General features: G+C 72.5%; 24 protein-coding genes and 1 riboswitch. Of the genes, 11 read left to right on the forward strand and 13 right to left on the reverse strand.

The annotated features are described in order from the left end of the window. Positions 1 to 82: 82 nt before the first annotated feature. Positions 83 to 1,192: a DNA glycosylase AlkZ-like family protein gene (locus tag ACFV9Q_RS15545; protein WP_377235139.1), complete on the reverse strand. Its 1,110-nt coding sequence runs from the start codon at positions 1,190 to 1,192 to the stop codon at positions 83 to 85. Positions 1,193 to 1,272: 80 nt separating this feature from the next. Between ACFV9Q_RS15545 and ACFV9Q_RS15550 the strand changes: the two genes are divergently transcribed. From ACFV9Q_RS15550 to ACFV9Q_RS15565, 4 genes are all read left to right on the forward strand, one after another. Further along, entirely contained in the window at positions 1,273 to 1,914 is a 642-nt protein-coding gene (locus ACFV9Q_RS15550; RefSeq protein ID WP_377235140.1) for a SigE family RNA polymerase sigma factor, read from the forward strand. Then, the gene (locus tag ACFV9Q_RS15555; RefSeq protein WP_377235141.1) at positions 1,911 to 3,044 is read left to right on the forward strand and encodes a PASTA domain-containing protein; all 1,134 of its coding nucleotides are present in this window, start codon (positions 1,911 to 1,913) and stop codon (positions 3,042 to 3,044) included. Before ACFV9Q_RS15550 ends, ACFV9Q_RS15555 begins: the two co-directional genes overlap by 4 nt. A 76-nt stretch (positions 3,045 to 3,120) precedes the next feature. Further along, positions 3,121 to 3,606: an SRPBCC family protein gene (locus ACFV9Q_RS15560; RefSeq protein ID WP_377235142.1), complete on the forward strand. Its 486-nt coding sequence runs from the start codon at positions 3,121 to 3,123 to the stop codon at positions 3,604 to 3,606. Between the two features lie 348 nt (positions 3,607 to 3,954). Beyond that, positions 3,955 to 4,608: a C40 family peptidase gene (locus ACFV9Q_RS15565; RefSeq protein ID WP_377235143.1), complete on the forward strand. Its 654-nt coding sequence runs from the start codon at positions 3,955 to 3,957 to the stop codon at positions 4,606 to 4,608. Positions 4,609 to 4,694: 86 nt separating this feature from the next. Here ACFV9Q_RS15565 and ACFV9Q_RS15570 read toward each other — a convergent pair whose 3' ends face one another. Both ACFV9Q_RS15570 and ACFV9Q_RS15575 read right to left on the reverse strand, forming a co-directional pair. Next, entirely contained in the window at positions 4,695 to 5,756 is a 1,062-nt protein-coding gene (locus ACFV9Q_RS15570) for a S8 family serine peptidase (protein ID WP_377235144.1), read from the reverse strand. Positions 5,757 to 5,895: 139 nt separating this feature from the next. Then, the gene (locus tag ACFV9Q_RS15575; protein ID WP_377232435.1) at positions 5,896 to 6,789 is read right to left on the reverse strand and encodes a hypothetical protein; all 894 of its coding nucleotides are present in this window, start codon (positions 6,787 to 6,789) and stop codon (positions 5,896 to 5,898) included. 163 nt (positions 6,790 to 6,952) lie between these two features. After that, a riboswitch (cyclic di-AMP (ydaO/yuaA leader) is annotated at positions 6,953 to 7,148 on the forward strand. Position 7,149: 1 nt separating this feature from the next. Here ACFV9Q_RS15575 and ACFV9Q_RS15580 point away from each other — a divergent pair. Beyond that, on the forward strand, positions 7,150 to 7,884 hold the full coding sequence (locus ACFV9Q_RS15580; protein WP_377232436.1) for a C40 family peptidase: 735 nt from the start codon (positions 7,150 to 7,152) through the stop codon (positions 7,882 to 7,884). Between the two features lie 127 nt (positions 7,885 to 8,011). Here ACFV9Q_RS15580 and ACFV9Q_RS15585 read toward each other — a convergent pair whose 3' ends face one another. Then, the gene (locus ACFV9Q_RS15585) at positions 8,012 to 8,947 is read right to left on the reverse strand and encodes a hypothetical protein (RefSeq protein ID WP_377235145.1); all 936 of its coding nucleotides are present in this window, start codon (positions 8,945 to 8,947) and stop codon (positions 8,012 to 8,014) included. Positions 8,948 to 8,952: 5 nt separating this feature from the next. Continuing rightward, positions 8,953 to 9,219: a GlsB/YeaQ/YmgE family stress response membrane protein gene (locus tag ACFV9Q_RS15590; RefSeq protein WP_377235146.1), complete on the reverse strand. Its 267-nt coding sequence runs from the start codon at positions 9,217 to 9,219 to the stop codon at positions 8,953 to 8,955. A gap of 212 nt (positions 9,220 to 9,431) precedes the next feature. Between ACFV9Q_RS15590 and ACFV9Q_RS15595 the strand changes: the two genes are divergently transcribed. Beyond that, positions 9,432 to 10,268, forward strand: coding sequence for an ion transporter (locus ACFV9Q_RS15595; protein WP_377235147.1), 837 nt, complete (start codon positions 9,432 to 9,434; stop codon positions 10,266 to 10,268). Here the strand turns inward: ACFV9Q_RS15595 and ACFV9Q_RS15600 are convergent. Continuing rightward, a complete protein-coding gene (locus ACFV9Q_RS15600; RefSeq protein ID WP_377235148.1) occupies positions 10,265 to 12,259 on the reverse strand; it encodes a class I tRNA ligase family protein in 1,995 nt (664 codons plus the stop codon). The two genes, ACFV9Q_RS15595 and ACFV9Q_RS15600, sit on opposite strands and share 4 nt — an antisense overlap. A 434-nt stretch (positions 12,260 to 12,693) precedes the next feature. Between ACFV9Q_RS15600 and ACFV9Q_RS15605 the strand changes: the two genes are divergently transcribed. The 3 genes from ACFV9Q_RS15605 (at position 12,694) to ACFV9Q_RS15615 (ending at position 16,457) form a co-directional block, all read left to right on the forward strand. Continuing rightward, on the forward strand, positions 12,694 to 13,083 hold the full coding sequence (locus ACFV9Q_RS15605; RefSeq protein ID WP_377235149.1) for a hypothetical protein: 390 nt from the start codon (positions 12,694 to 12,696) through the stop codon (positions 13,081 to 13,083). Positions 13,084 to 13,279: 196 nt separating this feature from the next. Further along, positions 13,280 to 14,764 carry an RNA polymerase sigma factor gene (locus ACFV9Q_RS15610; RefSeq protein WP_377235150.1) on the forward strand — a complete coding sequence of 495 codons (1,485 nt, stop codon included), beginning with the start codon at positions 13,280 to 13,282 and terminating at the stop codon, positions 14,762 to 14,764. A gap of 199 nt (positions 14,765 to 14,963) precedes the next feature. Next, positions 14,964 to 16,457 carry a zf-HC2 domain-containing protein gene (locus tag ACFV9Q_RS15615; protein WP_377235151.1) on the forward strand — a complete coding sequence of 498 codons (1,494 nt, stop codon included), beginning with the start codon at positions 14,964 to 14,966 and terminating at the stop codon, positions 16,455 to 16,457. Here the strand turns inward: ACFV9Q_RS15615 and rlmC are convergent. From rlmC to ACFV9Q_RS15645, 6 genes are all read right to left on the reverse strand, one after another. Next, complete coding sequence (rlmC, locus tag ACFV9Q_RS15620) at positions 16,424 to 17,596, reverse strand: 23S rRNA (uracil(747)-C(5))-methyltransferase RlmC (protein ID WP_377235152.1); 1,173 nt, start codon at positions 17,594 to 17,596, stop codon at positions 16,424 to 16,426. The genes ACFV9Q_RS15615 and rlmC overlap by 34 nt on opposite strands. 68 nt (positions 17,597 to 17,664) lie before the next feature. Continuing rightward, positions 17,665 to 19,035, reverse strand: coding sequence for a D-alanyl-D-alanine carboxypeptidase family protein (locus tag ACFV9Q_RS15625; RefSeq protein WP_377235153.1), 1,371 nt, complete (start codon positions 19,033 to 19,035; stop codon positions 17,665 to 17,667). 33 nt (positions 19,036 to 19,068) lie between these two features. Next, complete coding sequence (locus ACFV9Q_RS15630; RefSeq protein WP_377235154.1) at positions 19,069 to 19,677, reverse strand: DinB family protein; 609 nt, start codon at positions 19,675 to 19,677, stop codon at positions 19,069 to 19,071. Between the two features lie 29 nt (positions 19,678 to 19,706). Further along, a complete protein-coding gene (locus tag ACFV9Q_RS15635) occupies positions 19,707 to 20,432 on the reverse strand; it encodes a DUF2306 domain-containing protein (protein ID WP_377235155.1) in 726 nt (241 codons plus the stop codon). Then, the gene (locus ACFV9Q_RS15640) at positions 20,419 to 21,192 is read right to left on the reverse strand and encodes an ABC transporter permease (protein ID WP_377235156.1); all 774 of its coding nucleotides are present in this window, start codon (positions 21,190 to 21,192) and stop codon (positions 20,419 to 20,421) included. Before ACFV9Q_RS15640 ends, ACFV9Q_RS15635 begins: the two co-directional genes overlap by 14 nt. Beyond that, positions 21,189 to 22,175 (reverse strand): ATP-binding cassette domain-containing protein, encoded by a 987-nt coding sequence (locus tag ACFV9Q_RS15645; RefSeq protein ID WP_377235157.1) that lies wholly within the window; start codon positions 22,173 to 22,175, stop codon positions 21,189 to 21,191. Before ACFV9Q_RS15645 ends, ACFV9Q_RS15640 begins: the two co-directional genes overlap by 4 nt. 120 nt (positions 22,176 to 22,295) lie before the next feature. Between ACFV9Q_RS15645 and ACFV9Q_RS15650 the strand changes: the two genes are divergently transcribed. Continuing rightward, positions 22,296 to 23,159, forward strand: coding sequence for a TetR/AcrR family transcriptional regulator (locus tag ACFV9Q_RS15650; protein ID WP_377235158.1), 864 nt, complete (start codon positions 22,296 to 22,298; stop codon positions 23,157 to 23,159). A 120-nt stretch (positions 23,160 to 23,279) separates the two neighbouring features. After that, positions 23,280 to 23,930: a DNA-3-methyladenine glycosylase I gene (locus tag ACFV9Q_RS15655; RefSeq protein ID WP_377235159.1), complete on the forward strand. Its 651-nt coding sequence runs from the start codon at positions 23,280 to 23,282 to the stop codon at positions 23,928 to 23,930. A 3-nt stretch (positions 23,931 to 23,933) separates the two neighbouring features. Here the strand turns inward: ACFV9Q_RS15655 and ACFV9Q_RS15660 are convergent, their stop codons facing one another. Next, a complete protein-coding gene (locus ACFV9Q_RS15660) occupies positions 23,934 to 24,806 on the reverse strand; it encodes an LLM class F420-dependent oxidoreductase (protein WP_377229687.1) in 873 nt (290 codons plus the stop codon). Positions 24,807 to 24,827 lie beyond the last annotated feature (21 nt).

Genomic DNA, 24,827 nt, shown 5'->3' on the forward strand with positions numbered 1-24,827 from the left:
CGGTGGCAGGCCAGGCACCGGGCGGGACGGCGGCGGGTGGTTTTCCCCCTGCCGATTCCGTCCCGGACGGGCGCAGGCGCCGCTAGGCGGATCTCGCGTAGTCCACGCGCCCCAGGCCGAGCCACGCCGCGAGCCGCTCGATCTCCGCGTGCACCGCGTCCATCGTGGCCCCGTCGAACGGCAGGTCCTCGTGCACCGCGAAGACGTTCAGCACGCTCTCCTTGCGGTCCGCCTTCGCGTCGAGCTTTCCCACGAACCGCTCCCCGTGCAGGATCGGCAGCGCGAAGTACCCCCAGCGCCGCTTCCCCTTCGGCTTGTACATCTCCAGCGTGTATTCGTAGCCGAACAGGTCGAGCAGCCGCGCGCGGTCGGCGGCGATCGCGTCGAACGGGGACAGCAGGGCGGTCCGCGGCTCGAACTCGTCGTCCGCGTGCTCCAGCAGCTCCGGGTCCACCCGCCACTCGCCGTCCACGCCCTCTACCTCGACCACCTCGCCCGGCAGGTCGACCCACCAGGCGCCGTCGCCGGACCGGCCCTGCGCCCGCTTGCGGGCGATGCCCTCCGCCGCCAGCCGACGGTCGACCCGCTCGCGCAGCGCGTCCTCCAGCGGCACCGCCTCGACCTGCGGATAGACCCGGTCGGCGAGGTCCCACAGCCGCTGGCGGCCCTTGCGCCCCACCATCGCGAGCTTGCCCTGCATGTTCAGCGCCTCGAGCATCTCGGCAACGCTGCGGCGGCTGCTCCAGCCCTCGGCGCCCCAGGTGAACGGGACGCGGGCCGTGTCGGGCACGTCCTTGGCGAGCACCGGCCCCTCCGCCTCGACCAGCGCCAGCACCTCGCGCTCGAAGTCAGCGTTGTCGGCGAGCCACTGCCGCATGGTCTCGTTCTGCGGCCACTGCCCCATCTGCTCCAGGTACAGCGGCAGGTCGCCCATCGACCGGACGGTGCCGCGGAGCTGGAACAGCATGCGGTCCGTGATCGCGTCGTCGACCGCGCCAACCCAGTACTCGTTCCCGAGCCGCGACCAGGCGACGAGGTCCACCGCCGGGGCCACCGCCGACGTCGGGTCCACCGCGAGGAACGTGAGGTCCTCCACGAGGTGCACCAGGTCGACCGGCCGGTGGGCGTCGAGGAGCTGGGCACGGAGCGCGATGCGACGCGCCTGCTGCACGGTGAGCCGGTGGGTGGCCATGCCGCGAGGATACGGAAGCACACCCACAGTCACCCGGACGCGCCGCTCAACCTTTCGCCGTGCCGAACCGTGAAGGAGGCATGAGCATGCCAATGGTCGCGGGGCGCTCGAGCCCCGACCCGGTCCACGCCGCCGACGCCGACGCCGCCCCCGGCGACGCGGTGGTCGACGTCACGGTGGCGCGCGACAAGGAGGCCGAGTTCGCCTCCTTCATGTCGCGCTCCGCCCCCGCCCTCGCCCGCACCGCCTGGTTGCTGTGCGGCGACCCGCACCAGGCCGAGGAACTGGTGCAGCAGGCCCTGATGAAGACGTACCTGGCCTGGCCGAGGGCCCGCCAGGGCGAGCCGCTCGCCTATGCCCGGCGCGTGCTGGCGAACCTGCGGATCGACGGCTGGCGGCGCCGGCGCCGGGAGGTCCTCATGGCCTCCGACGCCGTGCCCGACCGGCCGGACGGCGCCGGGAGCACCGCCGACCTGCACGCCGAGCGGGACCTGCTGGTCCGCGCGCTCCGGCTGCTCCCCACCCGGCAGCGCCGGATCGTGGTGCTCCGGCACCTCGAGGGCCTCCCGGAGCGCGAGGTCGCCGACGCGCTGGGCGTGACGGTCGGGACCGTGAAGTCCACCGCGTCCCGCGGCATCGGGCGCCTGCGGGAGATCCTGCAGGGCTTCGACGCGACCGACGCGACCGATCGGCCCACCGACAACGAGAGGAGCGGGTCATGAACCCCGACGAGCAGTTCGCCGAGTCCCTGCGCGCCCAGGTGACGCGGGTCGCGCCGAAGATCGACGTCGACGTCACGCGCGTCGTCCCCGCTGCCCGACGCCGGCGGGCCGCCCGGGCGGGCGGCATCACCCTGGCCCTGGCGCTCGCCCTCGGGGGCGGGGCCTGGGTGGCCACCACGCTGGAGCCCACCGTCGTCGTGCCTGGAGGGTCGACGACGATGCCGGTCGCGCCGTCGCCGTCGCCGACCGGACCGCCCCTGACGTCGAGCGAGAAGGACCGGCTCGGCGACGTCACCGACAACGTGCCCCAGGAGCCGGTCGTCCCTCCCGAGGGCTGGCGGGACGCGTCGTACTTCCACCTCGTGACCCGAGTCGTGTCGACCAAGGAGGGAGAGGAGGGCAGCGACGACACGCCGCTGGGCATCGAGCGCTGGTACGGCGACGGGGTCAGCTTCGAGCTCCATAGCTTTGGCCCGACGCTTCGCGACGAGCACACCTTCCTCGGCCTCGAGGGGAACCCGCCCGTCAGCCTCGGCTGGGCGGACGTCGCGGCGCTGCCCACGGAGCCGGACGCGCTGCAGGACGTCCTCCTCGAGAAGCTGGAGGTGACGGGCCGGGCCGAGGAGGCGGCGCTCAACAACACGGCCCGGCTGGTCACCGACGCACCGGCTTCGCCGGAGCTGCGCGCCGCGGCATGGGAGCTGCTGGTCAGCCACCCCGACGTCCAGGTCGAGGACGACGTCCGGGACTCCGAGGACCGCCCGGGCACGTCCGCGACATTCGTGCTGTGGGACCGGACCACGACGATCGTCTACGACGAGGAGCAGAACCGTCCGCTCGAGCAGGAGGAGTCGATCGGCAAGATGCACTCGCTGACGACCTACCTCGAGACCGAGTTCACGGACCTGCCCGACGAGGTCGCCGACAGCGTCATCGAGGTGCCCGACCTCGCTGCCATGACGCGTGAGGACGTCGAGGTCGCGTGCCAGCAGAAGCACCTGACCTGCGTGATCGAGGAGGCCGCGTCCGACACGGTGCCCGAGGGGACCGTCGTCTCGTCCGATCCCGTGCAGGGCGCACTCGTCAGCTGGGGTGCCCTGGTCACGGTGGTGCTCTCCACCGGACCCTGACCCGCCCGCACCCGAAGGTCCGCCACGGGCCCCGGGCTGCGCCGGATGCCCTTGAGCCCGGCGTAGCCTGGGGCCCGTGGCTCACGCCTACCGCACCAGCACCAGGATCGATGCGCCTGCCGACGTCGTCTGGCAGATCCTGTCCGACGTCGAGCACATGCCCGCGTGGACCACCGCCATGAGCCGCGTGACGCTGCTCGGTCCCGGGACGGCGCTCGTCGTGGGCTCCCGGGTCGAGATCGACCAGCCGGGCCTGCCGGCCGCGACCTGGGAGGTGGACGGCCTCACCGACGGGCAGGGCTTCTCCTGGTCGAGCAGCTCCACCCCCGGCGTCCGGACCGGGATCGCGCACCGGGTCACGCCGCTGCGCGGCGCCGGGCCGGACGGCGTCGACGGCCGGGACGGCGGTGCCGCGTGCGAGGTGACCATGGTTGTCGCGCAGAGCGGAATGCTCGCCGGGCTGACCAACCAGGTGGTGGGGTCCAGGTCGCGTGAGCTGGCGGACACGGAGCTGGCCGATCTCAAGGCCGAGGCGGAGCTCCGGGTGGGGGACAAGGGCTGACACACCGCCGGAGAGGCGCGTGTCGCATCATTTCGTCCACTGTTCTTTCATAGCCGTCAGGACCGCATTTCGGTGTTGAAAATGCTCCTTACGCTGGGAAAAGGCATCTGGTCGAAAAGTTACGCGCGTTTCGGACAGGCCGATACTTCACGACAAGTGTTATCTGATCGAGACAAGGTGGGTACCCGTATGTAGCGTCAGATTCGTTGCGCCCACCGGAGGCGCAGCCGCGGGCCCCATTCCCCAGACCGGTACGGGACCGCGCAACCGGCGACTTGGAGAACTTCGGTGAGTACCACCGTCCGACGCGGTCGACACCGCGCCGATCATGCTCCTAGCACTCACTTCATGTCCGTCACGCGCACCGCAGCTCGTTCCGGTGCAGTGATCGCGGCATCATCCGGACTTCTCGCCACGGCGTTCGCACCAAGCGCACACGCGATCGCGGGAGACGGTTCGAACCGACTGGCCAAGGAAGTCGCGACGGCACCGGCGGTGCAGGTCGCGAACGACGCACGGCTCACCATCGAGAGCAAGGCCGTCAAGGTCACCCCCGCTCCCGAGCCCGAGCCGGAGCCGGTCGTGGAGACCACCACAGAGCAGGTGACCGCGACGGCCGCGGCCGCCGAAGAAGCCGAGCCGGCCACCCCGGACTACGCGTCCGACGGTTCCATCGGAGCCCAGGCCGTCTCGATCGCGATGCAGTACATCGGCATCGCCTACGCGTACGGCGGCAGCTCGCCCGCCACCGGGTTCGACTGCTCGGGCCTGGTCAAGTACGTGTACGCGCAGCTCGGCGTCGAGCTGCCGCACTCGTCGTCGTCGATGGTGGCCACCGGGTACCAGGTGTCGTCGCCGATCCCGGGCGACATCGTGTGGACCCAGGGGCACGTGTCCCTCTACGCCGGCGACGGCATGGTGGTCGAGGCCGCCAACTACGGCAGTCCGGTGCGCTACACCGAGCAGTGGCAGGACTACGCGGTCTACATCCGCCCGTACTGAGCCACACCGAGAACGCACCGACAACCAGAGCGCAGGAGCACCGCGGCGTGGGCCGCGGTGTTCCTGCGCGCCAGGCTCCCCCGGCGTCAGTACGCGACCGCCGCGGCCGCGTCGACGACGCCGTACCCGTACAGCGGCGTCCACAGCCCGGTGAGACCCAGCAGCGGGTCGTGGGCCGTGCGGAGGATGGCGCTCTCCACCTCGTCGACCGGGCGCCCCTGCGCGAACAGGAGCGCCGCGACCCCGGCCACGTGCGGCGTCGCCATCGACGTGCCCGCGTAGGAGTCGTAGCTGCCGCCCGCGCAGGTGTCGGAACCCGTGCCCACGGGAACCGTCGACCAGACGTCACCGTCGCAGCCGGTCAGCCCGCCCGACCCGCCGGGCGCCGAGACGCTCTTCAGGTCCAGCTTGACCGGCAGCTCCGAGTAGTAGGAGTGGAGCCCGGCCGAGTCGGTGGCCCCGACGCAGATCGCGACGCTGGTGAACGCCGGGTCGCTGCAGAGCGGCGTCGACGAGTTGCCGGCCGCCGCCACCGTGAGCACACCGCGCTCGCGCGCGTAGGCGATGGCGTCCCGCATCAGGGTGTCGACGCCGATGATCGTCAGCAGCTGCCCGCCCAGGCCGGAGCCCAGGGAGAGGTTGATGACGTCGGCACCGTGGTCGGCCGCCCAGCGGATGCCGTCCGCGATGTCCTGCGACGAGCCCGACCCGGCCTCGAGCACCTTGACCGGGAGGATCTTCGCGTCCGGCGCCACGCCCGCGACGCCGATGCCGTTGTCCGTCGCGGCGGCGACGATGCCTGCCACGTGCGTCCCGTGCTCGTCGCCGTCGTTGGTGCCGTCCGGACCCCTGAAGTCCCCTTCGCCGCACGGGCGGACGCCCGCGCAGCCCGTGAAGGTGGCACCCGGCAGGAGCTGCCCCGCCAGGTCGGGCTGGTCGAAGTCGACTCCTGTGTCGACCACGGCCACCACCACGCCGTCGCCGGTGCTGGCCGCCCAGGCCGCCTCGGCGTTGATCTGGTCCAGGCCCCACTGCCTGTCCCGGAGGGGATCGCTGGTCGCGGCCTGCGCACCCGGTGCCACGGCGACCAGCGCCGCCACGACGAGCGCCGCGGAGGTGGCGGCGCCGACGAATGACTTCCTGTTCATATATGCCCCCATTGTTCGCACAGGGGTTGATTACCCCTGAACTGGGGCAAACCTAGGGCGACGGGCTCGGCGCCGAACAGGCCTCGCACCCGGTGGGGGGTGAAATTTACACAATCGCAATCAGTAGGGGCGCGACGTGTCAGGCCCACGCCTCGGAGAGCTCGCTCTCGTCGCCGGCCTCCCGGGACAGCCGGAGCGCGGCGATGGCCGCTCCGAGCAGCAGGGCGACCACCCAGGCACCGAGCTGGTGCCCGTCGGCCACGACCGCCGCGGAGGCGATCTTGCCCGCGGCGATGGCCACGGCGGACAGCGGGTCCTCGGTGAGCGCGGAACCCGGCCAGATGTTCTCCTGCACCGCGAGCAGGGCGGGCCCGGCCGCCTGGAGCACCCAGACGGCGCCGGCGGCGGGCAGCCAGCCGAGCAGCTCGATCGGCCTGCTGTCCACGGTGAGCCCGAACGCGATGCCGAGCGCCACGGCGAACACCCACCACGTGCCGGTCGGGGACACCTCGTTGCCGGGCACGAAGCCCCAGAACCAGCCGTCGAGGAGCACGACCGGCAGGGCGAGGGCGACGCCGCGCAGCGCCGCCGGCCCGAGGCCCGCCAGGAGTCCGGCCCCGAGGCCGACGATCCCGGCCGCGCAGGTGACCAGGAGCATGCCGAGCGGCATGGCGTCACCCGGGACGGTCTCGCGGGCCGCGAGCCACCAGGAGGCGCCGCCGGCCCCGGCCATCGCGAGCAGGGTGCCGGCGATCGCGGCTCCGGCGCCCCCTCCGGCCGAACGGGCCAGGCGGGCGGTCGCCCCGGCGAGCACGCCGCCGAGCAGCGCCATCACGACGAGGCCGACCACTGCGCCGTCGGCCGTGAAGGGCAGCGGAAGGAGGCCCGCCGCGGCGGCGTCAGAAGCCTGCGCGACGCCGGTGACCTGGTACGACAGCTGGGCGAGCCAGGGCAGGAACCCACAGGTCCACCAGACGATCGCACTGATGGGAAACACCCACCAGGCGGAGATACGGGAGTGCGATTCGCCCATGCCGCCGAACGCTAGCGGATGTGTGATGTCGGTCATAACCCCTGAAGCCCGGAACGACGCAAATCTGCGCCTTCGTTGGGTCAGACCGTAATGCGTAACCCGATCGTGACTTTTTCCGTGAACGTGTGTACTTTGACTTCTGCTCCACCCCCACGGTGGAGTCGCGATCCGGACGCCGAGTCCTGTCACCGGTTCGTGACCAGACGTTCAAGACAGGAGCGGGGGACCCATTCCCGGGCGACAGCAGGATCGTCGTCCTCGGGGTGAAGCCGGACGGAAACCCCCCAGTAGCCGTGCGGCCGGGTTGTACTCCTACCCGAACCCGACAGCTGACCTCGCAGGCGGTACAGGAGACATTAGGTGACGAACTCCCTCCGCGGACGGCATCGTGACAGCCGCCCGGCCCAGACACCGCTGACCATCCTCGCTCGTACCGCCACCGAGAACGCCGGCACAGTTGCCCGCCGCGGCGCGCTCGCCGCAGCCGCCGGTGGCGTCCTGATCTCCACCATCGCGACGACGGCCCACGCGGCCCCGGCGATGGACCTGAAGACCGACGTCAAGACCGCGAAGCTCAACTCGGTCGACCTCAACTCCCTCACCGCGGTGGCCAAGCAGTCCGTCGCCGCCGCCCCCACCGTGACCGTCCCGGCCGACGCGAAGATGCCGATCGAGATGGAAGCCCTGGGCACCTCCACGGGCGCCGACGGCGAGAAGGGCGAGGGCCCCGCCGTCGTCTCGGTCGACGCGCCGGACCCCGTCCCGCTCGGCCAGCAGGCCGTCAACGTCGCCTTCAACTACCTGGGCATCACCTACGTGCTGGGCGGCAACTCGCCGGCGGAGGGCATGGACTGCTCGGGCCTGATCCAGTACACGTACGCCCAGCTCGGGATCTCCCTGCCGCACTCGTCGGGCGCGCTGCTCAGCTCCGGCTACCAGGTCACGTACCCCGAGCCCGGCGACATCGTCTGGACGCCCGGCCACGTGGCCCTCTACGCGGGCAACGGCATGATCATCGAGGCCTGGGCCGCCGGCATGCCGGTGCGCTACACCGAGATGTGGCAGAACAGCCCGACCTTCATCCGCGTCGTCTGACCCGGAGCGGAGCCGCAGGCTCTGACGACAAAAGGCAGAGCTGAGCCACTGTCTGAACAGAGTTTCTCGTGAGGCGTCGCCTCCGCCACCGGGTATCCGGTGCGGAGGCGGCGCCTCTCGCGTATCCCTACTCCGGCCAGTCGCAGCTGTCCGCGATGAAGGCGAACAGGTCGGCGCGCGCCGAGTCGGGCATGGGCACGTAGATCACGTGCTGCGTCACGCCGTCGACGCTCGCCGTCACGGGCAGGAAGGTGCCGCGCTTGTCCTCGCCCACGGCGTGGGCGTCGCAGCGGGCGGGCACCACTGCCAGCGTGACGCTGCCGGAACGCTGCCCGTCGAGCGCGGAGCCGGTCCAGCCGGAGTCCTTGCCGGCCGGGTCGGGGTTGTTCATGATCGTGGTCCCGGCGACCCGGTCGATCGTGACCTCGGGCCCGCCGTCCACCGGGTCGATCCGCAGCGTGACCAGGGCGGTCAGCTCCCCGTCGCGCGTCTCGACGGGGATGTCCGGATCGACGGCGAGGCTCGCACCCGCGGCGACCGCGGCCGTGGCGCAGTCCACCGCGTGGTTCCGCGCGAGGTGCCCGCCGGGATCGCCCACCTCCGCGACGACGACGTCGGAGGCCGGACCCAGGTCGTCGAACTCGCCCAGGGCCAGCGTGATCGTGGCCGACGGCGCGGCGTCCGGCACCGGCTCCTCCGGTCCCGCCGGGAAGCCCGCGCACTCCGCCTCGCCGAGCTGGACGTAGACGTCCCGCGTGGTGCCGGGCCGCAGCGCCGGGGTGCGGTTCTCCTTGGTGGGCTGGGACGGGCCGAAACCGTCCGCGTCCAGGGCACCCGACACCAGCGTCATCGTCTCGTCCGAGTCGTTGGTGACCGCGAGGACGATCTCGCGGGCGGCGTACTGCGTGCGCCCCTGGTCCACCTGGACGCTGAGGTGGTCGGCGATGTCGTCGGGCACGGGCCCCAGGGTCGACGACGGCGCGGGCGCGCCCGAACATGCGACCGCGGCCGCCCCGACCAGCGACGTCAGGACGACGACGAGGGTGGTGCGGCCGCGGGCCACAGCGGTCAGGCGGTCTTGCGCCGACCGAAGATCGCCTGCGCGATCAGGATGACGATGACCGCGCCGATCACCGCGAAGAGCCAGGTCGACCAGGACCAGAACTTGTCGAATCCGATGTTGAAGATGAGTCCGCCCAGCCAGCCGCCGAGCATGGCCCCGAGCACGCCGAGAAGCAAGGTGACCCAGAAACCGCCCGGCTGCTTGCCCGGGATGACGATGCGTGCGATGACACCGGCGATCAGTCCGAGGATGAGAAAGGCCCAGAAGCCCATGGCATTTTCCTCCAGTCGTGTTGCTTGCTTGTGCTCTACTCCAGCACTGATTTGGTTCACTTGCCACCGGACCCGCCGATTCACCCCCATATCGGTACATTGCGCTCCGACAAGTCGGGACACACCGCCGCGCTAAGGTTCGCCCGGGCAAGGGGCCCTGAGGCAAGGCCGGAGCGTGGGCTCCGGGCACGGGAAAGTGGAGGAACACCCGGATGAACCAGGAGATCGGCGTACAGGCCGCGCCGCGTACCGGACGAGAGCGGCTGCGTGCCTTCCTCGACCAGAGGTGGGTCACCAACCTCGTGCTCGGGGTGATCCTGGCGAACGCCCTGGTCCTGGGCGCGGAGACGATGGTGGACGGCGAGGCGTTCGAGGTTCTGCAGAACATCGACCACGTCATGCTCGGCTTCTTCGTCCTGGAGCTGCTCCTGCGGCTGGTCGCGTACGGCTGGCGCTTCTTCCGCGACCCGTGGAACGTGTTCGACCTGCTCGTGGTGGGCGTCGCCGTGCTCCCGGCCACCGAGTCGCTGTCCGCCCTGCGTGCCCTGCGGGTGCTGCGCGTGCTGCGGGTCATCTCGGCGGTGCCCGCGCTGCGCCGCGTCGTGGACGGGCTGCTGCGGGCCGTGCCCGGGATGGGTGCCGTGGGCGCCCTGCTGGTGCTGGTCATGTACGTGTCGGCGGTCATCGCGACCGGCCTGTTCGGCACGTCGTCCCCGGAGTACTTCGGCAGCCTGTGGACGTCGCTGTTCACGCTCTTCCAGGCCATGACGGGCGAGGCCTGGCCCGACATCGCGCGCACGGTGATGGAGACCCATCCCGCCGCGTGGATCTTCTTCGTGCTGTACATCCTGGTGGTCAGCTTCGCGGTGCTGAACCTGTTCATCGCCGTGATCGTCAACGGCATGGAGGAGATCGCGGAGGAGGAGCGCGAGGACGACGAGCAGAAGGACGAGCGTCTCGACGCCCTGGCCGAGCAGAACCGCGAGATCCTCGTCGAGCTCCGCGCCCTGCGCGCGAAGCTCGACGAGGACGACGGCGCGGCCGCCTAGCTGGGCGTCACGCCGGGCGTCACGTCGGGCGTCATGCCCGGGCCGGTCACGACGTTGACCAGGTGCGGCGGGCGGACCACGACCCGCCGCACCGCCCGGCCGCCCACGGCGCGCGTGACCGCCGGCCGCGCCAGGGCGGCCCGCTCCAGCTCGGCCGGGGCGACGTCCGCCGGGACCAGGACGCGGTCCCGCACCCTGCCGTCCACCTGGACCACGGCCTCGACCTCGGACGTCACCAGGTACGCCGGGTCCACCTCCGGCCACGGCTGCGCCGCGACCGGCGTCGCGTGGCCCAGCCGCTCCCACAGCTCCTGGGCGGTGAACGGCGCGAACAGGCTCAGCAGCACCGCGACGGCGGAGACCGCCTCGCGGTAGGCCTCCGCGCCGTCGCGCGTCCGGCCGTCGTCCCCGCCACCGTGCCCGCCAACTTGCCCGCCACCGTCCGACGGCGCCGCGCGCCGTACCTCGCCCACCAGCTCCATCAGGCGCGCGATCGCGACGTTGAACCGCCCCGCCTCGACCAGGCCGTCGACGTCGTGCACGGTCCGGTGCACCGTGCGGCGCAGGTCGTCGGACGCGCGCCCGCCCGGACCCGGCCCGCCCGGGTCGGACCCCGCCGGGACCAGGCGCAGCACGCGGGCCAGGAACTTGCGCATCGCCTCCGGCGAGACGTCCGCCCAGTCGACGTCGTCCTCCGGCGGGCCGGCGAACAGCATCGCCAGCCGCACGGCGTCGACCCCGTGCCGGTCCAGCTCCGCGGCCAGGTCCACGCCGTTGCCCAGCGACTTGCTCATCGCGCGGCCGTGGTTGACCACCTGCCCCTGGTTCATCAGCCGCGCGTACGGCTCGGGCGACGGCACCAGGCCCATGTCGTACAGCACCTTGGTGACGAACCGCGCGTACAGCAGGTGCATCGTCGCGTGCTCGACGCCGCCCACGTACAGCGCGGCGGGCATCCACCGGGCGGCGTCCTCCGGCCGGAACGGCCCGCCGTCGTACCCGGGCGACAGGTAGCGCAGGAAGTACCAGGACGAGTCCACGAACGTGTCCATCGTGTCCGTGTCCCGCTCCGCCGGGCCGCCGCAGCGCGGGCACGTGGTCTCCACCCAGTCGCGGGCGGCGGCCAGGGGTGAGACGTCGCCCGGGGCCAGGCGGTCCCCCTCCAGGTGCGGCAGCTCGATCGGCAGCTCGTCGTCGGGCACCAGCACCTCCCCGCAGGCCGGGCAGTGCACCACCGGGATCGGCGCGCCCCAGTAGCGCTGCCGCGAGACCAGCCAGTCGTGCAGGCGATAGGTGGGCTCGCCGTCCGGCCCCGCGGAGCGGCCGATCCAGTTGCGCTGCATCGTCAGCACGTGCGCGGGCCAGCCCGGCTCCAGCAGCGCCATGTCGTCCAGCAGCCGGTCCGCGTACGCGGTGGTCCGGAAGAACCACTGCGTCAGGCTGCGCGCGACGACGGCGGTGCCGCAGCGCTCGCACGCGCCGTCGACCACCTGCTCGTTGGCCAGGACCGTGCGGTCGTGCGGGCACCAGTTCACCTCCGCCTCGGCCCGGTAGGCCAGGCCCCGCTCGTGCAGGCGGGCGAACAGCCACTGCGTCCAGCGGTAGTACTCCGGCTCGTGGGTGTGCAGCCGGCGCGACCAGTCGAACGAGACGCCGTAGCGCTCGATCGACGCCGCCTGGGTCGCGATGTTGGCCTCCGTGAACACGGCCGGGTGCTCGCCACGGCGGATCGCCGCGTTCTCGGCCGGCAGGCCGAACGAGTCCCAGCCCACCGGGTTCAGCACGTCGAAGCCCTTGGCGCGCCAGTACCGCGCCACGACGTCGGTGATCGCGAACACCTCGGCGTGACCCATGTGCAGGTCCCCCGAGGGGTACGGGAACATCGTCAGCAGGTAGCGGCGCGGCCGCGCGCCGTCGTCGGACGCCGCGAACGGGTGGGCCGCGGCCGGACCGCCGCCGGCGGGTTCAGGGGTGGTGCGCTGCTCGCTCATGGTTCTCGCTCTCCGGTGCGTCGATCGGGTCCGGGCACGAAAAAGCCCCTCGCAAGGAGGGGCGGCCGCACCGGTCGTGCCCGATCGAGGGCGAATCCGGTGCGGCTACATAAGCAGCGAGTGTGCCGAGCGCATGCCTCAACGGTACGCGGGCCTGCCGAGCCGGGTAAAGGAAGTTCGCGTGCCTACCGACGGCGGGGCCGCGCGGGGACACGAGCGCCGGATCGGTCCGCCGCCAGCGAGGTCCGAGCCGGCGCTCACGCCGGAGAGCGGGAGATCGTGGCTCGGCGTGCCCCCAGCGCACTCCGAACCACGGTCTCCCACCCGACGCGCCGGAGCTCGGCCCGCCCCCAGCGAGGTCCGAACTTCGTCCGCGTCGCAGCTAAGACGCGGGCACGTCCCGGATGTCACAGCACTTTTGGATGCATTCACATGTGGCCTGGATCACAGGCCTACCGGATGAAATTGGATCGCGCGCGCTGAACGATGCCCTGGGCACCCATATCGGACGCCGACATCGGCCCGAACCGGACGTCACAGAACAATCCGAAGAAATTTCCAGAAGTGCTGTGACATCCGGGCGGCTCGCGCGTCTGGGCTGCATGGAACACACCGAGCACCCCGAACTCGTTCGTCTGGGCGCCCAGTACCTGCGCGCGTACGCGGAGGGCGATGCCGTCAACCTCTACCGCCTGGCCGACGCGTGGGGGGCGAGCGACCTGATCGCCGCCACCTGCGAGGTCGCGCTCGCGATCATCCACGCGACGTCCGGACCGCAGGGCCTCGACGCAGTATCGACCGCGTTCTCGACCACCCGGAGGTGAGTGCCTGATGGAGACGACCAGACCCGCGCCCGAGCCCGCGCTCGGGACCCCTTCGGAGGCCGTGCCGGCCGCGGCCCCCAGCGGCGCCGCCACGGCGTCCGATCACGCCGGAAAGTTGCACAAACGTGCATCTGTGGTGCGATCATTGCCGAGCGAGTCGAAACCGGACACTATGCGCAGAGGGGAACAGGTTCGCGTGACGACCACAGGTGACCTGCGGATTGACGACTGGGTGGTGCACCGGCCCAACGTCGTACGCTCCGTCGCAGCACGCGTACCCGGCATCGACGCCGAGGAGGCCACCAGCCGCGCCCTCGAAAAGATGGTCCGGATCGTCTCCACCGGCGGCACCATCGACGACCCAGCCCCCTACTGGCGACGCGCAGCGGTCAACGAAGCCATCTCCATGACCCGCGAGGCAGGCCGTGCCCGCCCGGTCGAGGACGACACCCTCGACGGCCTCACCCCACCCGTCGCGGGGGCGGAGCTGGACGCCGAGCGCGAGGCCGACGTCTCCATGCTCCGCACCGCCCTGTCCGACCTCGCCGACGAGGACCGCAAGATCCTCCTGGACCGCCACGTGCACGACATGGCCGTCACCGACATCGCCACCGGCCTCGGCGTCCGCCCCCACGCCGTGACCATGCGGCTGCGCCGCGCCGAGGAACGCCTCGCCGGCGCGTTCGCCGCCGCGCACGCCCAGACCGTCAACGAACCCGAGTGCCGCACCACCCGCGCCGCGATGCACGACTACCTCAAGGGCCGCCTCCTGCCGCGCCGGCAACGCCGCCTGGAAGTCCACATGGACGGCTGCGGCGAATGCACCCGCGCGTTCATCGACGTCCGCGAGGTCTCCTGGATGCTCCGCGACCTCGGACAACACCTCATCGCCGGCGGACTGCTCACCGGCACCGCCGCCGCGGGCGCGGCGGGTGCGGCCGGTGCGGCCAAGCCCCGGTTCGGCAAGAAGGAGGCCGCGGTCGCGGCGAGCGTGCTCGCCGCGCTCGCCATCGGCGGCAGCGCCGCTGCCCTGATCGCGAACCAGCTCGCCGACCCGCCCGTCCAGGCCACCGACGACGCCGGGGCTGCCGGCGAGGGCGGCGGAGCGGGCGGCGCCGGGAGCGGCGCCGGCGGGGACGGCGGCGGCGGCACGGACTCGTCCGACACCGCGGAGAAGCCGTCGACGGACGAGAAGCCCCCGTCGATCCCGCCGACGGACCCGCAGCCGCGCCCCGCGACGACGCCCAAGGAGGACGGCGCCGCCGCGCCCGCCGACGGGCCGGTGCTGGCCGAGTCGGTGCCCGAGCCGGACTCCGGCGGCACCCCCGCCGACGCCCCGAACCCGCCCGTGGACCCCGGGTCGGACCCCGGCTCAGGGTCGAGCCCGGACGGCGGCTCCGACGAGCCGGATCCGCCCAAGGAGCCCACGGAGCCCGAGGAGCCACCGACCGAGGAGGAGCCGCCGGCCGAACCGCCGGAGGTGCCGGAGGAACCGGAGGAGGAGACGCCGGGTCTCGGCACCGCCCTGGACGACCTGCTGGCCAGCCTCGGACTCTCCGACCTGCCCGGCATCGACCTCGCGACGACCACGCTGGACGAGATCTGGCAGCTGCTCTTCGGCACGTTCTCGGACGCGGCGAACGACGCGGTCGACGACACAGAGTCGGCGACCGGGGACTGATGGTCGTGCGGGCCTCCCACGAGGCCCGTGTCCCCTCCCTGCTGTGCGGAGGCACAGGTGATCTGGGCGCCGGCCCAAGATCGTCCCGCCATCACGGGGGACCCTTCCATGCGCATGCATTCTTTGCGAGCATGCACGCCCGGGGGCACGCGCGTCGAGGTGCCCCGGGGTGCCACGTCGCGTGCAGGAGGGGGGCCGCGTGACCGTCACGAGCGCCGACCTCGGCCTGTGGGCGGCACACCGCCGCGCCGTGGTGTTCACGGTGTCCCGGCGGGTGCCGGGGATCGACCCGGAGCTGGCCACGAGCTGCGGCCTGGAGCTGCTCTGCGTGGAGCTCCTCAACACCCGCGACCTCGCCGACCCCCTCGCGTTCTGGAGCGCCGCGTCCATCGAGGTGGCGCAAAGGATGGCCCGGGAGCAGGAGCCGGCCGCCGAAGGATCCGACGCCGCCACCGCAGCACCGCCCCGGCACGCCCTCGACCTCGAGGTGCTGAACCTCGCGATGGAGCGGCTGCCCGCGGGCGAGCAGCAGCTGCTCTGGGACCACCACGTGGGGTCCCGGCCCGTGGCGGCGATCGCCGAAGAGATCGGCGTGCTCCCCTACGCCGCCAAGCGACGCCTGCGCCGGGCCGAGAACCGGCTCGCGAGCACCTTCGCCGAGACGCACGCCGGCACGGCCGCCGACCTCGAGTGCCGGGCCACCCGCGCCGCCCTGCACGACTTCGTCCGGAACCGCCTGCTGCCCCGCCGGCGGCAGCAGGTCGAGGACCACATGGTCGGGTGCGCCGGCTGCACGCGGGCGTTCGTCGACGTCCGGGAGTCCTACTGGATGTTGCGCGCCGCGGCCCCGGTCCTCCTGCTCGGTGCGGGGGCCTCTGCGGGCCCGGGCACGACGGCGGCCGGTGCCGCCGTCGCGGCGAGCGGCGCGGCCGGTCCTGCCGTCGCGGGTGCGGCGGGTGCCGCTGCGGCGGGCGCCGGGGGCTGGCTCAGCGCCGCGGGGACCAGGGCCGTCGTGACCGCCCGGAGCGTGCTGACCGACCCGATGAGCCTGACCGCGACCGTCGCCGGCGGCCTGTTCGTCACCACGGCCGTCACCACCGGGGTCGCGGGCGGCATCGACGCCGCGGCGTCGTTCCCGGAGACCGGCATGGTGTCGGTCTTCGCGCCGGACGACAGGGAACCCGCTGTCCGGCAGGCCGCCGAGATCTCCCCGCACACGGATCCGGCGAACGTCCCCGACCTGACCGAGGTGGCCCCGACGGGGCTCACCCCGTCAGGTCCGGCGCGGGCAGAGGACGACGTCCCGCCCGGCCTGGCGAAGAAGGACGGGGTGCCGCCGGGCCTGGCCAAGAAGGACAAGGTTCCGCCGGGCCTCGCCAAGAAGGACGGCGTTCCGCCGGGTCAGGCGAAGAAGGACAAGGTCCCGCCGGGCCAGGCCAAGAAGGACGACGCGACGCCGCCGGGTCAGGCCAAGAAGGACGAGACCCCGCCCGGCCATGCCTCCAAGGACAAGGTTCCGCCAGGTCAGGCGAAGAAGGAGGACGTGTCCGCGGGCCAGGCCACGAAGGACACCCCGCCCGGGCAGGCGAAGAAGGAGACGTCTCCCGGCGAGGCGAAGCAGGACAAGAAGCAGCAGGACAAGAAGGCGGACCCGCCCGGTCAGGCGCGCTCGAGGAGCACCAGCACCTCGTAGTGCGAGGTCTGCGGGAACATGTCGAGCAGCCGCGCCCGCGCGGGCCGGAGCGACGGCATCGCGGCGAGGTCCTTGGCGAGCGTGGTCGCGTTGCAGCTCGAGTACAGGACGTGGTCGATCCCCGAGGTCTCCAGCCAGTGCGCCAGGTCAGCGCCGATGCCCCGCCGGGGCGGGTTCACGATCACCATCTCGGGCAGGTCGGGACCCTGCGGCCCGACGGCGAACGCCGTCGCGTCGCCGGCGGCGAAGGTGACGTCCCGGAACCGGTCCGCCTGGCCGCCGTCGCGCAGCCGCTCCACGGTGCCCGACGCCGCCACGACCGCCTCGGCGCTGATCTCGATGCCCGTGACCGTGCGCCCGGGCGCGGCGCAGTGCAGGGCGAAGCCGCCCACCCCGCAGTAGAGGTCCCAGAGGCTGTCGGGGTCTACCTCGTCGACCCAGGACCGCGCCTGCCGGTACAGCTCGGTGGCGACCGCCGTGTTGGTCTGGAAGAAGCTCTGCGGACGCAGGTCCAGCGTGATGTCGTCGATGCGCATCGGGAGGGTGCCGCGCTCGGTGAGCGGGATCTCGAGGTCGCCCTCCAGCACCGCGGCGTGCGCGGGCTGGATGTTCGCCGAGGCCACCGCCAGGGCCGGGAGCTCGGCCTGCAGCCAGGCCAGGTGCTTGCGGATCCGGGCGATCGCCTCCTGGGAGCGCAGCACGAACCGGACCATGAGCTCGCCGTCGGGCGACAGGGTGACCAGCAGGTACTTGAGCTCGCCGCGCTGCTGGGCGCGCTTTCCCGGGCCCGAGACCTGGTAGGGCTCCAGGTTCGCGCGCGTGACGAACGCCGCGAGCGGGCCGAAGGACGCCTGGAGCGCATCGGGGTAGAGGCCGCAGTCGGTCAGGTCGACGCCGTGCCCGGCCCGGTCGAGGATGCCCAGCACCGGCTCGGCGACCGTCCCGCTGACGACCATCTTCGCCTTGTTCCGGAAGGCGGACTCGACGCTGCGGACCGCGGGGAGCCAGGTGGTCCCGTCGGAGACCGGGTCGAGGAGCTCGGCGACGTGCCGCTCCTTGTCGAGCACCTGGGTGGGGTAGTCGATCTCCAGGAGGGTGCACGAGCGGCAGCGTCCGGCGTCGTAGTGAGGGCACTGCACTCACCCATTATCCAGTGCCCGCGCACCGCCGCGGTCGGCGGCGGCGCGCGGCGGCGCCGGAGAGGCGGTCAGCCCTCGTACTCGAAGTGCCAGGGCTCCTCGCGCCCGGCGCCCTGGCGGGCCCACTCCGGGTGCACCCAGCCGAACTTCGGCCCGTTGGCGGCGAGCCACTCGTACTCGGGCTGGCCGAAGCGGAAGCCGTCGTCCACAGGTACGTCCACAGCGAGCGCCCAGCCGTGGTTGGAGGTGCCGGGCGCCGCGACCTGTCCGCTGCCGAACTCGTCGAGGGCCTGGAGCTGCCAGTCGTAGGGCCGGTAGCCGTACTCGATGCGCAGCGGTTTGCCGAGCTCCTTCTCGAAGGCCGCGCCGAGCTTGCCCCAGGCCTCGGCCGCGTCGCACCGGAGGTACTGGTCCTGCCCCTCGGGGCCGACGCCCACCAGGCACAGGTCGGCCTGCGCGAGCCGGCCGTTGGAGTCGTCGGCGACCGCCGCGCGGGCGGCCCACGCGGCGTCCTCGAGCGCGACGCGCGCCGTCTCGCGCTGCTGGCCGAGCGCCTTCACCGAGTTCAGCTTGCTCGTGTTCACGCCGACCGCGAGCGCCGCCTCGCCTTCGGCGCGGCGGGTGGCCAGGGCCGAGCGGACGCCGTCGGGCGCGCCCACCTCGGCCGTCCAGTCGAGCGTGTACCCGGAGTCCCGCACGGAGATCTTGAGCTGGTCGGTGACCGTGGCGAGCGACGCCTTGGCCTCCTCGAGCTGCTGGGCCGCGCTCTCGGCCTGGTCGGCGTCCGACTGGGCCTGCGCCTGGGCGTCCTCGCGGTCCTGCTGCCACTGCCGGTAGGAGGCCTGCACGTCCTTGATGGCCGCGACGAGCGTGGTCGAGGTGGTGCTCATGGACATCGACCACTCGGTGGCCGCCGCCTCCAGGGCGTCGATGTCCTCGGGCGAGTCGAGGCCCGGGGCGCCGGCCTCGGGGATCGACGGCGCCTCCTGCGCGCTGAGCTCCTTGGCCTGGGTGACGTGCGCGGCCAGGGCGGTGCGCACGGCGTCGTCGGCCACCCGGCCCTCGGAGGCCGCGAGCGCCTTCTCCGCCTTCGTGATCTGCTCGGCCAGCCCCTCCTGGGCCGCGCGTCCTTCGTCGACCGCCTGCACGACGTCGGCGCGGGCGCTGCTGAGCTGCTCCAGGTCGCGCTCGGTGCCGACGTGGACGAGCGCGAACGCGATGCTGCCGATCAGCGCGGCCGCGGCGGCGATGAGAAAGACGAACAGCGGTCGCATGGAGCCGCCGTCGGGCCGCCCACCCGCGCCGCGCGGCGGGACGATGTCCGATCTACCCGACGACATGTCGGACGTCGGCGCGGACCGTGCGGGCTTCGGCGCGTCCGCGAGGGCTGGTTCGGGCGAGGGCCCGGAGGATGTGGACGGCTCCACGTTGAGGGGCATGGCCCGCAGTTTGGCGAATCTCGGACGCGGGCGCTAGTTGCCTGCCCGCTCGGCGAGATTCTTCAGCTTGTCGACGTACGCGGCCATCTGGTCGCCCTGCCAGTCGGGGATGTTGGTGTTGCCCGCGTAGAGCCCGACGGACTGGTCGGTGAGCTCGCGCAGGATGTCCGCGTGACCGGCGTGCCGGGCGGTCTCGTCGGTGACGTGCACGATGATCCGGAACAGCGTGACCTCGCCGTTCTTCCACCACGGCACGCGCCCGACGGTGCCCAGCGGGAGGGTGTCGATGGTCTCGTCGCAGAACGCCCAGCCCCGCCGGTAGAGGTCCACGACGGAGGCGACGGACTCGTCCTCGGTCGCGTACCAGTCGGCCTGCGGGTCCGTCTCGAAGATGTCGTCGGGGACGAGCTCGCCCGGGTTCGGCCACGCCCGCCCGAACACCGGCCCGAGATAGCCGATCTCGGTGTTGGCGCAGTGCTTCACGATGCCCAGCAGGTTGTTGCCGGAGGGCACCAAGGGCCAGCGTGCCTGCTTCTCCGTGAGGCCCTCGAGCTTCCACACGAGGGCCTCACGGGTCTCCTGGAGGTACTTCTTCAGGATCTGCTTCTGTTCGAGCTCGACGTCGTGCGCGGTCTGTGACATGGGGACAGTGTGTCCCCCGTCACCGACATTCACCGAGCGTTTTGCACCTGGGCGGCCGGCACGCGAGCCCGGCGCGGGCGCACGCGGCCCTTCGGCCTGCGTCGCAGCCACCACTCCGCGAACAGGAGGTTGACGATCCACGACACCCACGCGGACGCGACGGCGGCACCCTCGATCTCCGGGGCGCCGAACCCGATGTCCGGGTCGGTGAGCGCCCCGGGGACGTAGATCGCGATGAGCACGGGCGCCCAGAACCGGTTGGTGATGATCGAGAAGGCGAGCGCCGTGCTGCGGACCATCCACTCCCGGTGGTCACCGAACCGGCGCTGCCGGACGGCGCGGTAGCCGAGCACGGTGCAGGTCAGGAGCAGGACGCCGAGGAAGGTGTTCGCCACCTGCTGGCCCACGCCCGCGCTCGGGAACTGCGCCGTGACCAGCGCGGCGACGCCGGTCACGAGCGCGGTGACCACGTAGACACGGCCGCTCCACCGGTGCACGCGCGGGTGGTGGGCCCGCAGCCACGGCCAGAGCTGCAGCACCGCGGCGCTCAGCATGACCGACCCCGCGAAGATGTGCGTCACCAGCGCCGGGTAGAACGCCGGGCCGCGGTCGGTCGGGACGAGCGACTTCGCCGGGTCCAGGCCCACGTACCGCGGCAGGGCCGTGACCAGGAGCGCCGCGGTGACCACGGCGAGGGGTGCGATCCAGGGCCGGCGCCACCAGCGGACCGCCCGGGTCTGCTCAGCGCCGGGCACGGAACGCCACCCCCGCCGCCACGGCGAACACGAGCCCCAGGCCCACGCACCAGGCGATCGCCAGCGCGGCGACGCCGCCCAGGTCGGTGACCCCGCCGCCGGGTGCGTCGCCGACGAGCAGCCCGCGCACCGTCTCGATCACCGGCGTGACCGGCTGGTGCTCCGCGAACCCGCGCAGCCAGCCCGGCAGCGTGTCGACAGGCACGAACGCGCTGGACACGTAGGGCAGGAACATCACGAAGAACGAGAAACCGCCGGCGGCGTCGGGCGAACGGACCAGCACGCCCACGAACGTGGCGAGCCACGTGATCCAGCCGACCCACAGCAGGATCATCCCCACCGCGGCGAGCCACTCCAGGGCAGTCGCCTCGGGCCGGAACCCGAGCAGGATGGCGACGCCGAAGACGACCGCGGTGGTGGCCAGGTTCTTCACCAGGCTCGCCACCACGTGCCCGGACAGCACGGTCCAGGAGCTCACGGGCATCGACCGGAGGCGGTCGACCATGCCGCCGGACATGTCGCGCTCGACCGCTAGTGCCGTGTTCGCCGCGCCGAAGCCGGCGGCCAGCAGGATCACGCCGGGGGTCACGTAGTTGATGTAGTCCGTGCCGGTGTCGAGGGCCCCGCCGAACACGAGGACGAACATCAGCAGGATGATGACGGGCAGCACCACCGCGGTGATCATGGCGTCCGCGTCCCGCGAGACGAGGCGCAAGCCGCGGGTGGTCATCGTCGAGACGTCGCTCAGCACGTGGCTCATGCCGCCACCCCCGTCGTCCGGGCCGGCTGCTCGTGGTCGACGTGGCCGGCGTGGCCGGCGTGACCGGTCAGGGTGAGGAAGACGTCGTCGAGGCTCGGCGCGCGCACCTCCCAGTGCTCGGGCGCCACGCCGGCGTCGTCGACCACGGACAGCACGGAGCGCACGTGCGCGACCGAGCCGTCGGTGGGTACGCGCACCCGGGCGCCGTCGACCGTGGCGCCCGCGAGCGCGGGAGCGACCCGCTCGACGTCGGACTCGGCGGCGAACGTGAGCTCGACGCCCGCCTCGCCCACCTCGCGCTTGAGCTGGGCCGGCGTGCCGTCGGCGACGATCCGGCCGCCGTCCACGAGCGCGACCCGCTGGGCGAGGCGGTCGGCCTCCTCCAGGTACTGGGTGGTCAGCAGCACGCTGGTGCCGTCGGCGACCACGCTCCGGACGACGTCCCACAGCGCCTGCCGCGACCGGGGGTCGAGCCCCGTGGTGGGCTCGTCGAGGAACATCACGCGGGGCCGCGTGAGCAGGCCCGCGGCGAGGTCGAGCCGGCGCCGCATGCCGCCCGACCAGGTGCCGACGTGCCGGTTCGCGGCGTCGGCCAGGTCGAACGCCGTGAGCAGCTCGTCCACCCGGTCCCGCGCGACGCGGCGGGGCAGGTGGGCGAGCCGGCCCATCATCGTGAGGTTCTCGGCGCCCGACAGCTTGTCGTCGACGGCGACCTGCTGGCCCGTGAGGCTGATGATCTCGCGCACGCGCCGCGCGTCCCGCACCACGTCGAACCCGCCGACCGTGGCGCGGCCCGCGTCCGGCTTCAGCAGCGTGGACAGGATGCGGACGGTGGTGGTCTTGCCCGCCCCGTTGGGGCCCAGCAGCGCGAGCACCGCGCCCTCCTGGAGCTCCAGGTCGAGCCCGTCCAGGACGGGCGGGCTCGTCGAGCCCTTTCTCGCGAAGGACTTGCCCAGTCCCTCGGCCGTGACGATCGCAGTCATGGTCCCTCTCCGATCCGGTTACTGTTTATGGCCTACGCGTTTTAGTGTGGGACGTAAACAGTATGTGGTCAAGAGAGTTTCGGGTCGGATCTCGCGACGCGGCAGGGGAGGATGGAGCCGATGCACACCGACAACACGTCCGAAGCCGCCGGGCAGGCCCGGGAGCTGCCCGTCGTCGTGCAGCGCCTGTGGGGTGACGCGGCGCCGCGGCGCCGCGGGCCCAAGCCCGCGCTGTCCGTCGCGCAGATCGTGGACGCCGCCATGGCGCTGGCCGACGCCGAGGGCCTCGCCGCCGTCTCGATGGCGCGGGTCGCGGAAGCCGTGGGCTACACCCCGATGGCCCTGTACCGGCACGTGTCCGGCAAGGACGAGCTCCTGATCCTGATGTCCGACGCCATGGCCACCGACCTGCCCGACGTCCCGATGGAGGCCGGCTGGCGCGCCGGGCTGGAGGTCTGGACCCGGGCGCAGATCGACCTGGCCCTGAGCCGGCCGTGGATGCTCGAGCTCCCGCTCTCGGCCGCCCCGCCCGGGCCCAACCGGGTGCGCTGGATGGACCAGGCGTTCGGCGTGCTGCGCGAGGTGGACCTGCCCGCGGACGAGAAGCTCGCGATCGTCGGCCTGCTCGCCCAGCACGTGCTGGGCGAGGCCCGGGTGCACGTCGAGACCCACCGCGCGGCGGTGCAGAAGGTGCGGCGCGAAGCCGGGCTGCCGGACAGCACGCCCGAGGCGGAGCTCGACCCCGCCGCGGTCGAGGCGGCCGACCCCTACGCGGACTTCGAGGCGGTGCTCGGCCGGTACGCCGGTCCGACGGAGTACCCGAACCTGTTCGCTTCGTTCGCGGCCTGGCCGGGGACGGCGGTCGACGCGCCGGCCGACGACGACATCTCCTTCGGCATCACGATCGTGCTCGACGGGATCGAGGCCTACCTCCGACGTCGAGGCGCGATCGGCGAGGCCGCGCCCTGCGACGCCACCCCCTGAGACCCTCGCGACGGGACCGCAACGGTCCTTGCGCGACCACAGGCAGCGGATTTCGGACGTCGTGCACAGTCAGGCGGCCGACCGGCGCGGAGTGTCGGTGACGTGAGTCAGAGTGGTGCCGTGACCACTGACCACGTGACAGAGACCAGGACGGCGGCGGACGACGACGCCGCCCCGGCCGCGCGCTGCTTCGGCGACGGCGACCCGCTCTACTCCGCCTACCACGACGACGAGTGGGGCGTACCCGTGCACGGCGAGCAGGCCCTGCTGGAGCGCATCGCCCTGGAGGGCTTCCAGTCCGGGCTCTCCTGGATCACCGTGCTGCGCAAGCGCCCGGCGTTCCGCGAGGTCTTCGACGGCTTCGACCCCGAACGTGTCGCGGCGTTCGGGCCGGACGACGTCGAGCGCCTGCTCGGCGACGCCCGCATCATCCGGAACCGCATGAAGATCGAGGCCACCGTCGACAACGCGCGCGCGGTGGTCGCGCTGCACGACTCCGGGCGCACGCTCGACGAGCTGATCTGGTCGTTCGCCCCGGACCCGGCCCTCCAGGTGCGGCACGCCACGTTCGGCGACGTACCGGCGTGGACGGCGGAGTCCAAGGCCCTGAGCAAGGCGCTCAAGAAAGAGGGCTTCCGGTTCATCGGCCCCACCACGGCGTACGCCGCCATGCAGGCGTGCGGCCTGGTGGACGACCACCTGGCGACGTGCCCGGTGGTGCTCAGCCGGGCACGCGCCGAGGACGCCGATTCGGCCGGTTCGGCCGGCTGAGGGTCACAGGTCGGCGCAGGGCTCCACGACGGGGAGCACGGCGTCGCGCACCCACGCGGCGAGGGACGTGCCCGGCGGCCGCAGGATCACGGTGTCCACGCCGTGCACGGCGAAGCCCCGCATCTCCTCGACGAACGCGGCGGTGTCGTCCGGGCCGATCGGGCGCCCGCGGTGCAGCATCGTGACGCGGATGGTCGCGGGGTCGCGTCCGACGTCGTCGCAGTGCCGGTGCAGCACGTCGAGCAGGTGGCGCAGCCGCTCCGGCGTCTCGGCGAACAGGTTGCACGCGTCCGCGTACTGCGCCACGAGCCGGAGGGTCTTCCGCTCGCCGGAGCCGCCGATCATGATCTCCGGGCCCGACAGCGGCGGCGGCGAGCACAGCGTCTCGGCGAGCTGGAAGTGCTTGCCCTCGAACGGGCCGTTCTCCTGCGGGTCGTACATCTGCCGGGCGATCCGGACGGTCTCCTCGAGCATCTCGAACCGCTCCTTGACCGGCGGGAACGGCACACCGAGTGCCGCGTGCTCCTTGTCGTACCAGGCGGCGCCGATGCCGTAGGTCGCGCGCCCGCCCGAGACCACGTCGAGCGACGCGACGATCTTGGCCAGCAGCCCCGGATACCGGTATGTCACGCCGGTGACCAGGGCGCCGAGCTGCGCCCGCTCGGTGACGCCGGCCAGGTAGCCCAGCGTCGTGTACGCCTCCAGCATCGGGTCCGACGCCGGGAAGCCCTGGTGCTCCATCTGGAAGTAGTGGTCCATCACGGAGATCCACGAGACGCCGCCGTCGTCCGCGTACCGGGCGGCGTCCGCCAGCTCGGTCCGCATCCGGGCGGGCTCCATCGAGTCGAAACGCATGAAGTGGGTGCCGATTCGCATGCCTCGATCCTCCTCCGCGGG

This window comes from Promicromonospora sp. NPDC059942 (assembly GCF_042731755.1).
GTDB lineage: Bacteria > Actinomycetota > Actinomycetes > Actinomycetales > Cellulomonadaceae > Promicromonospora.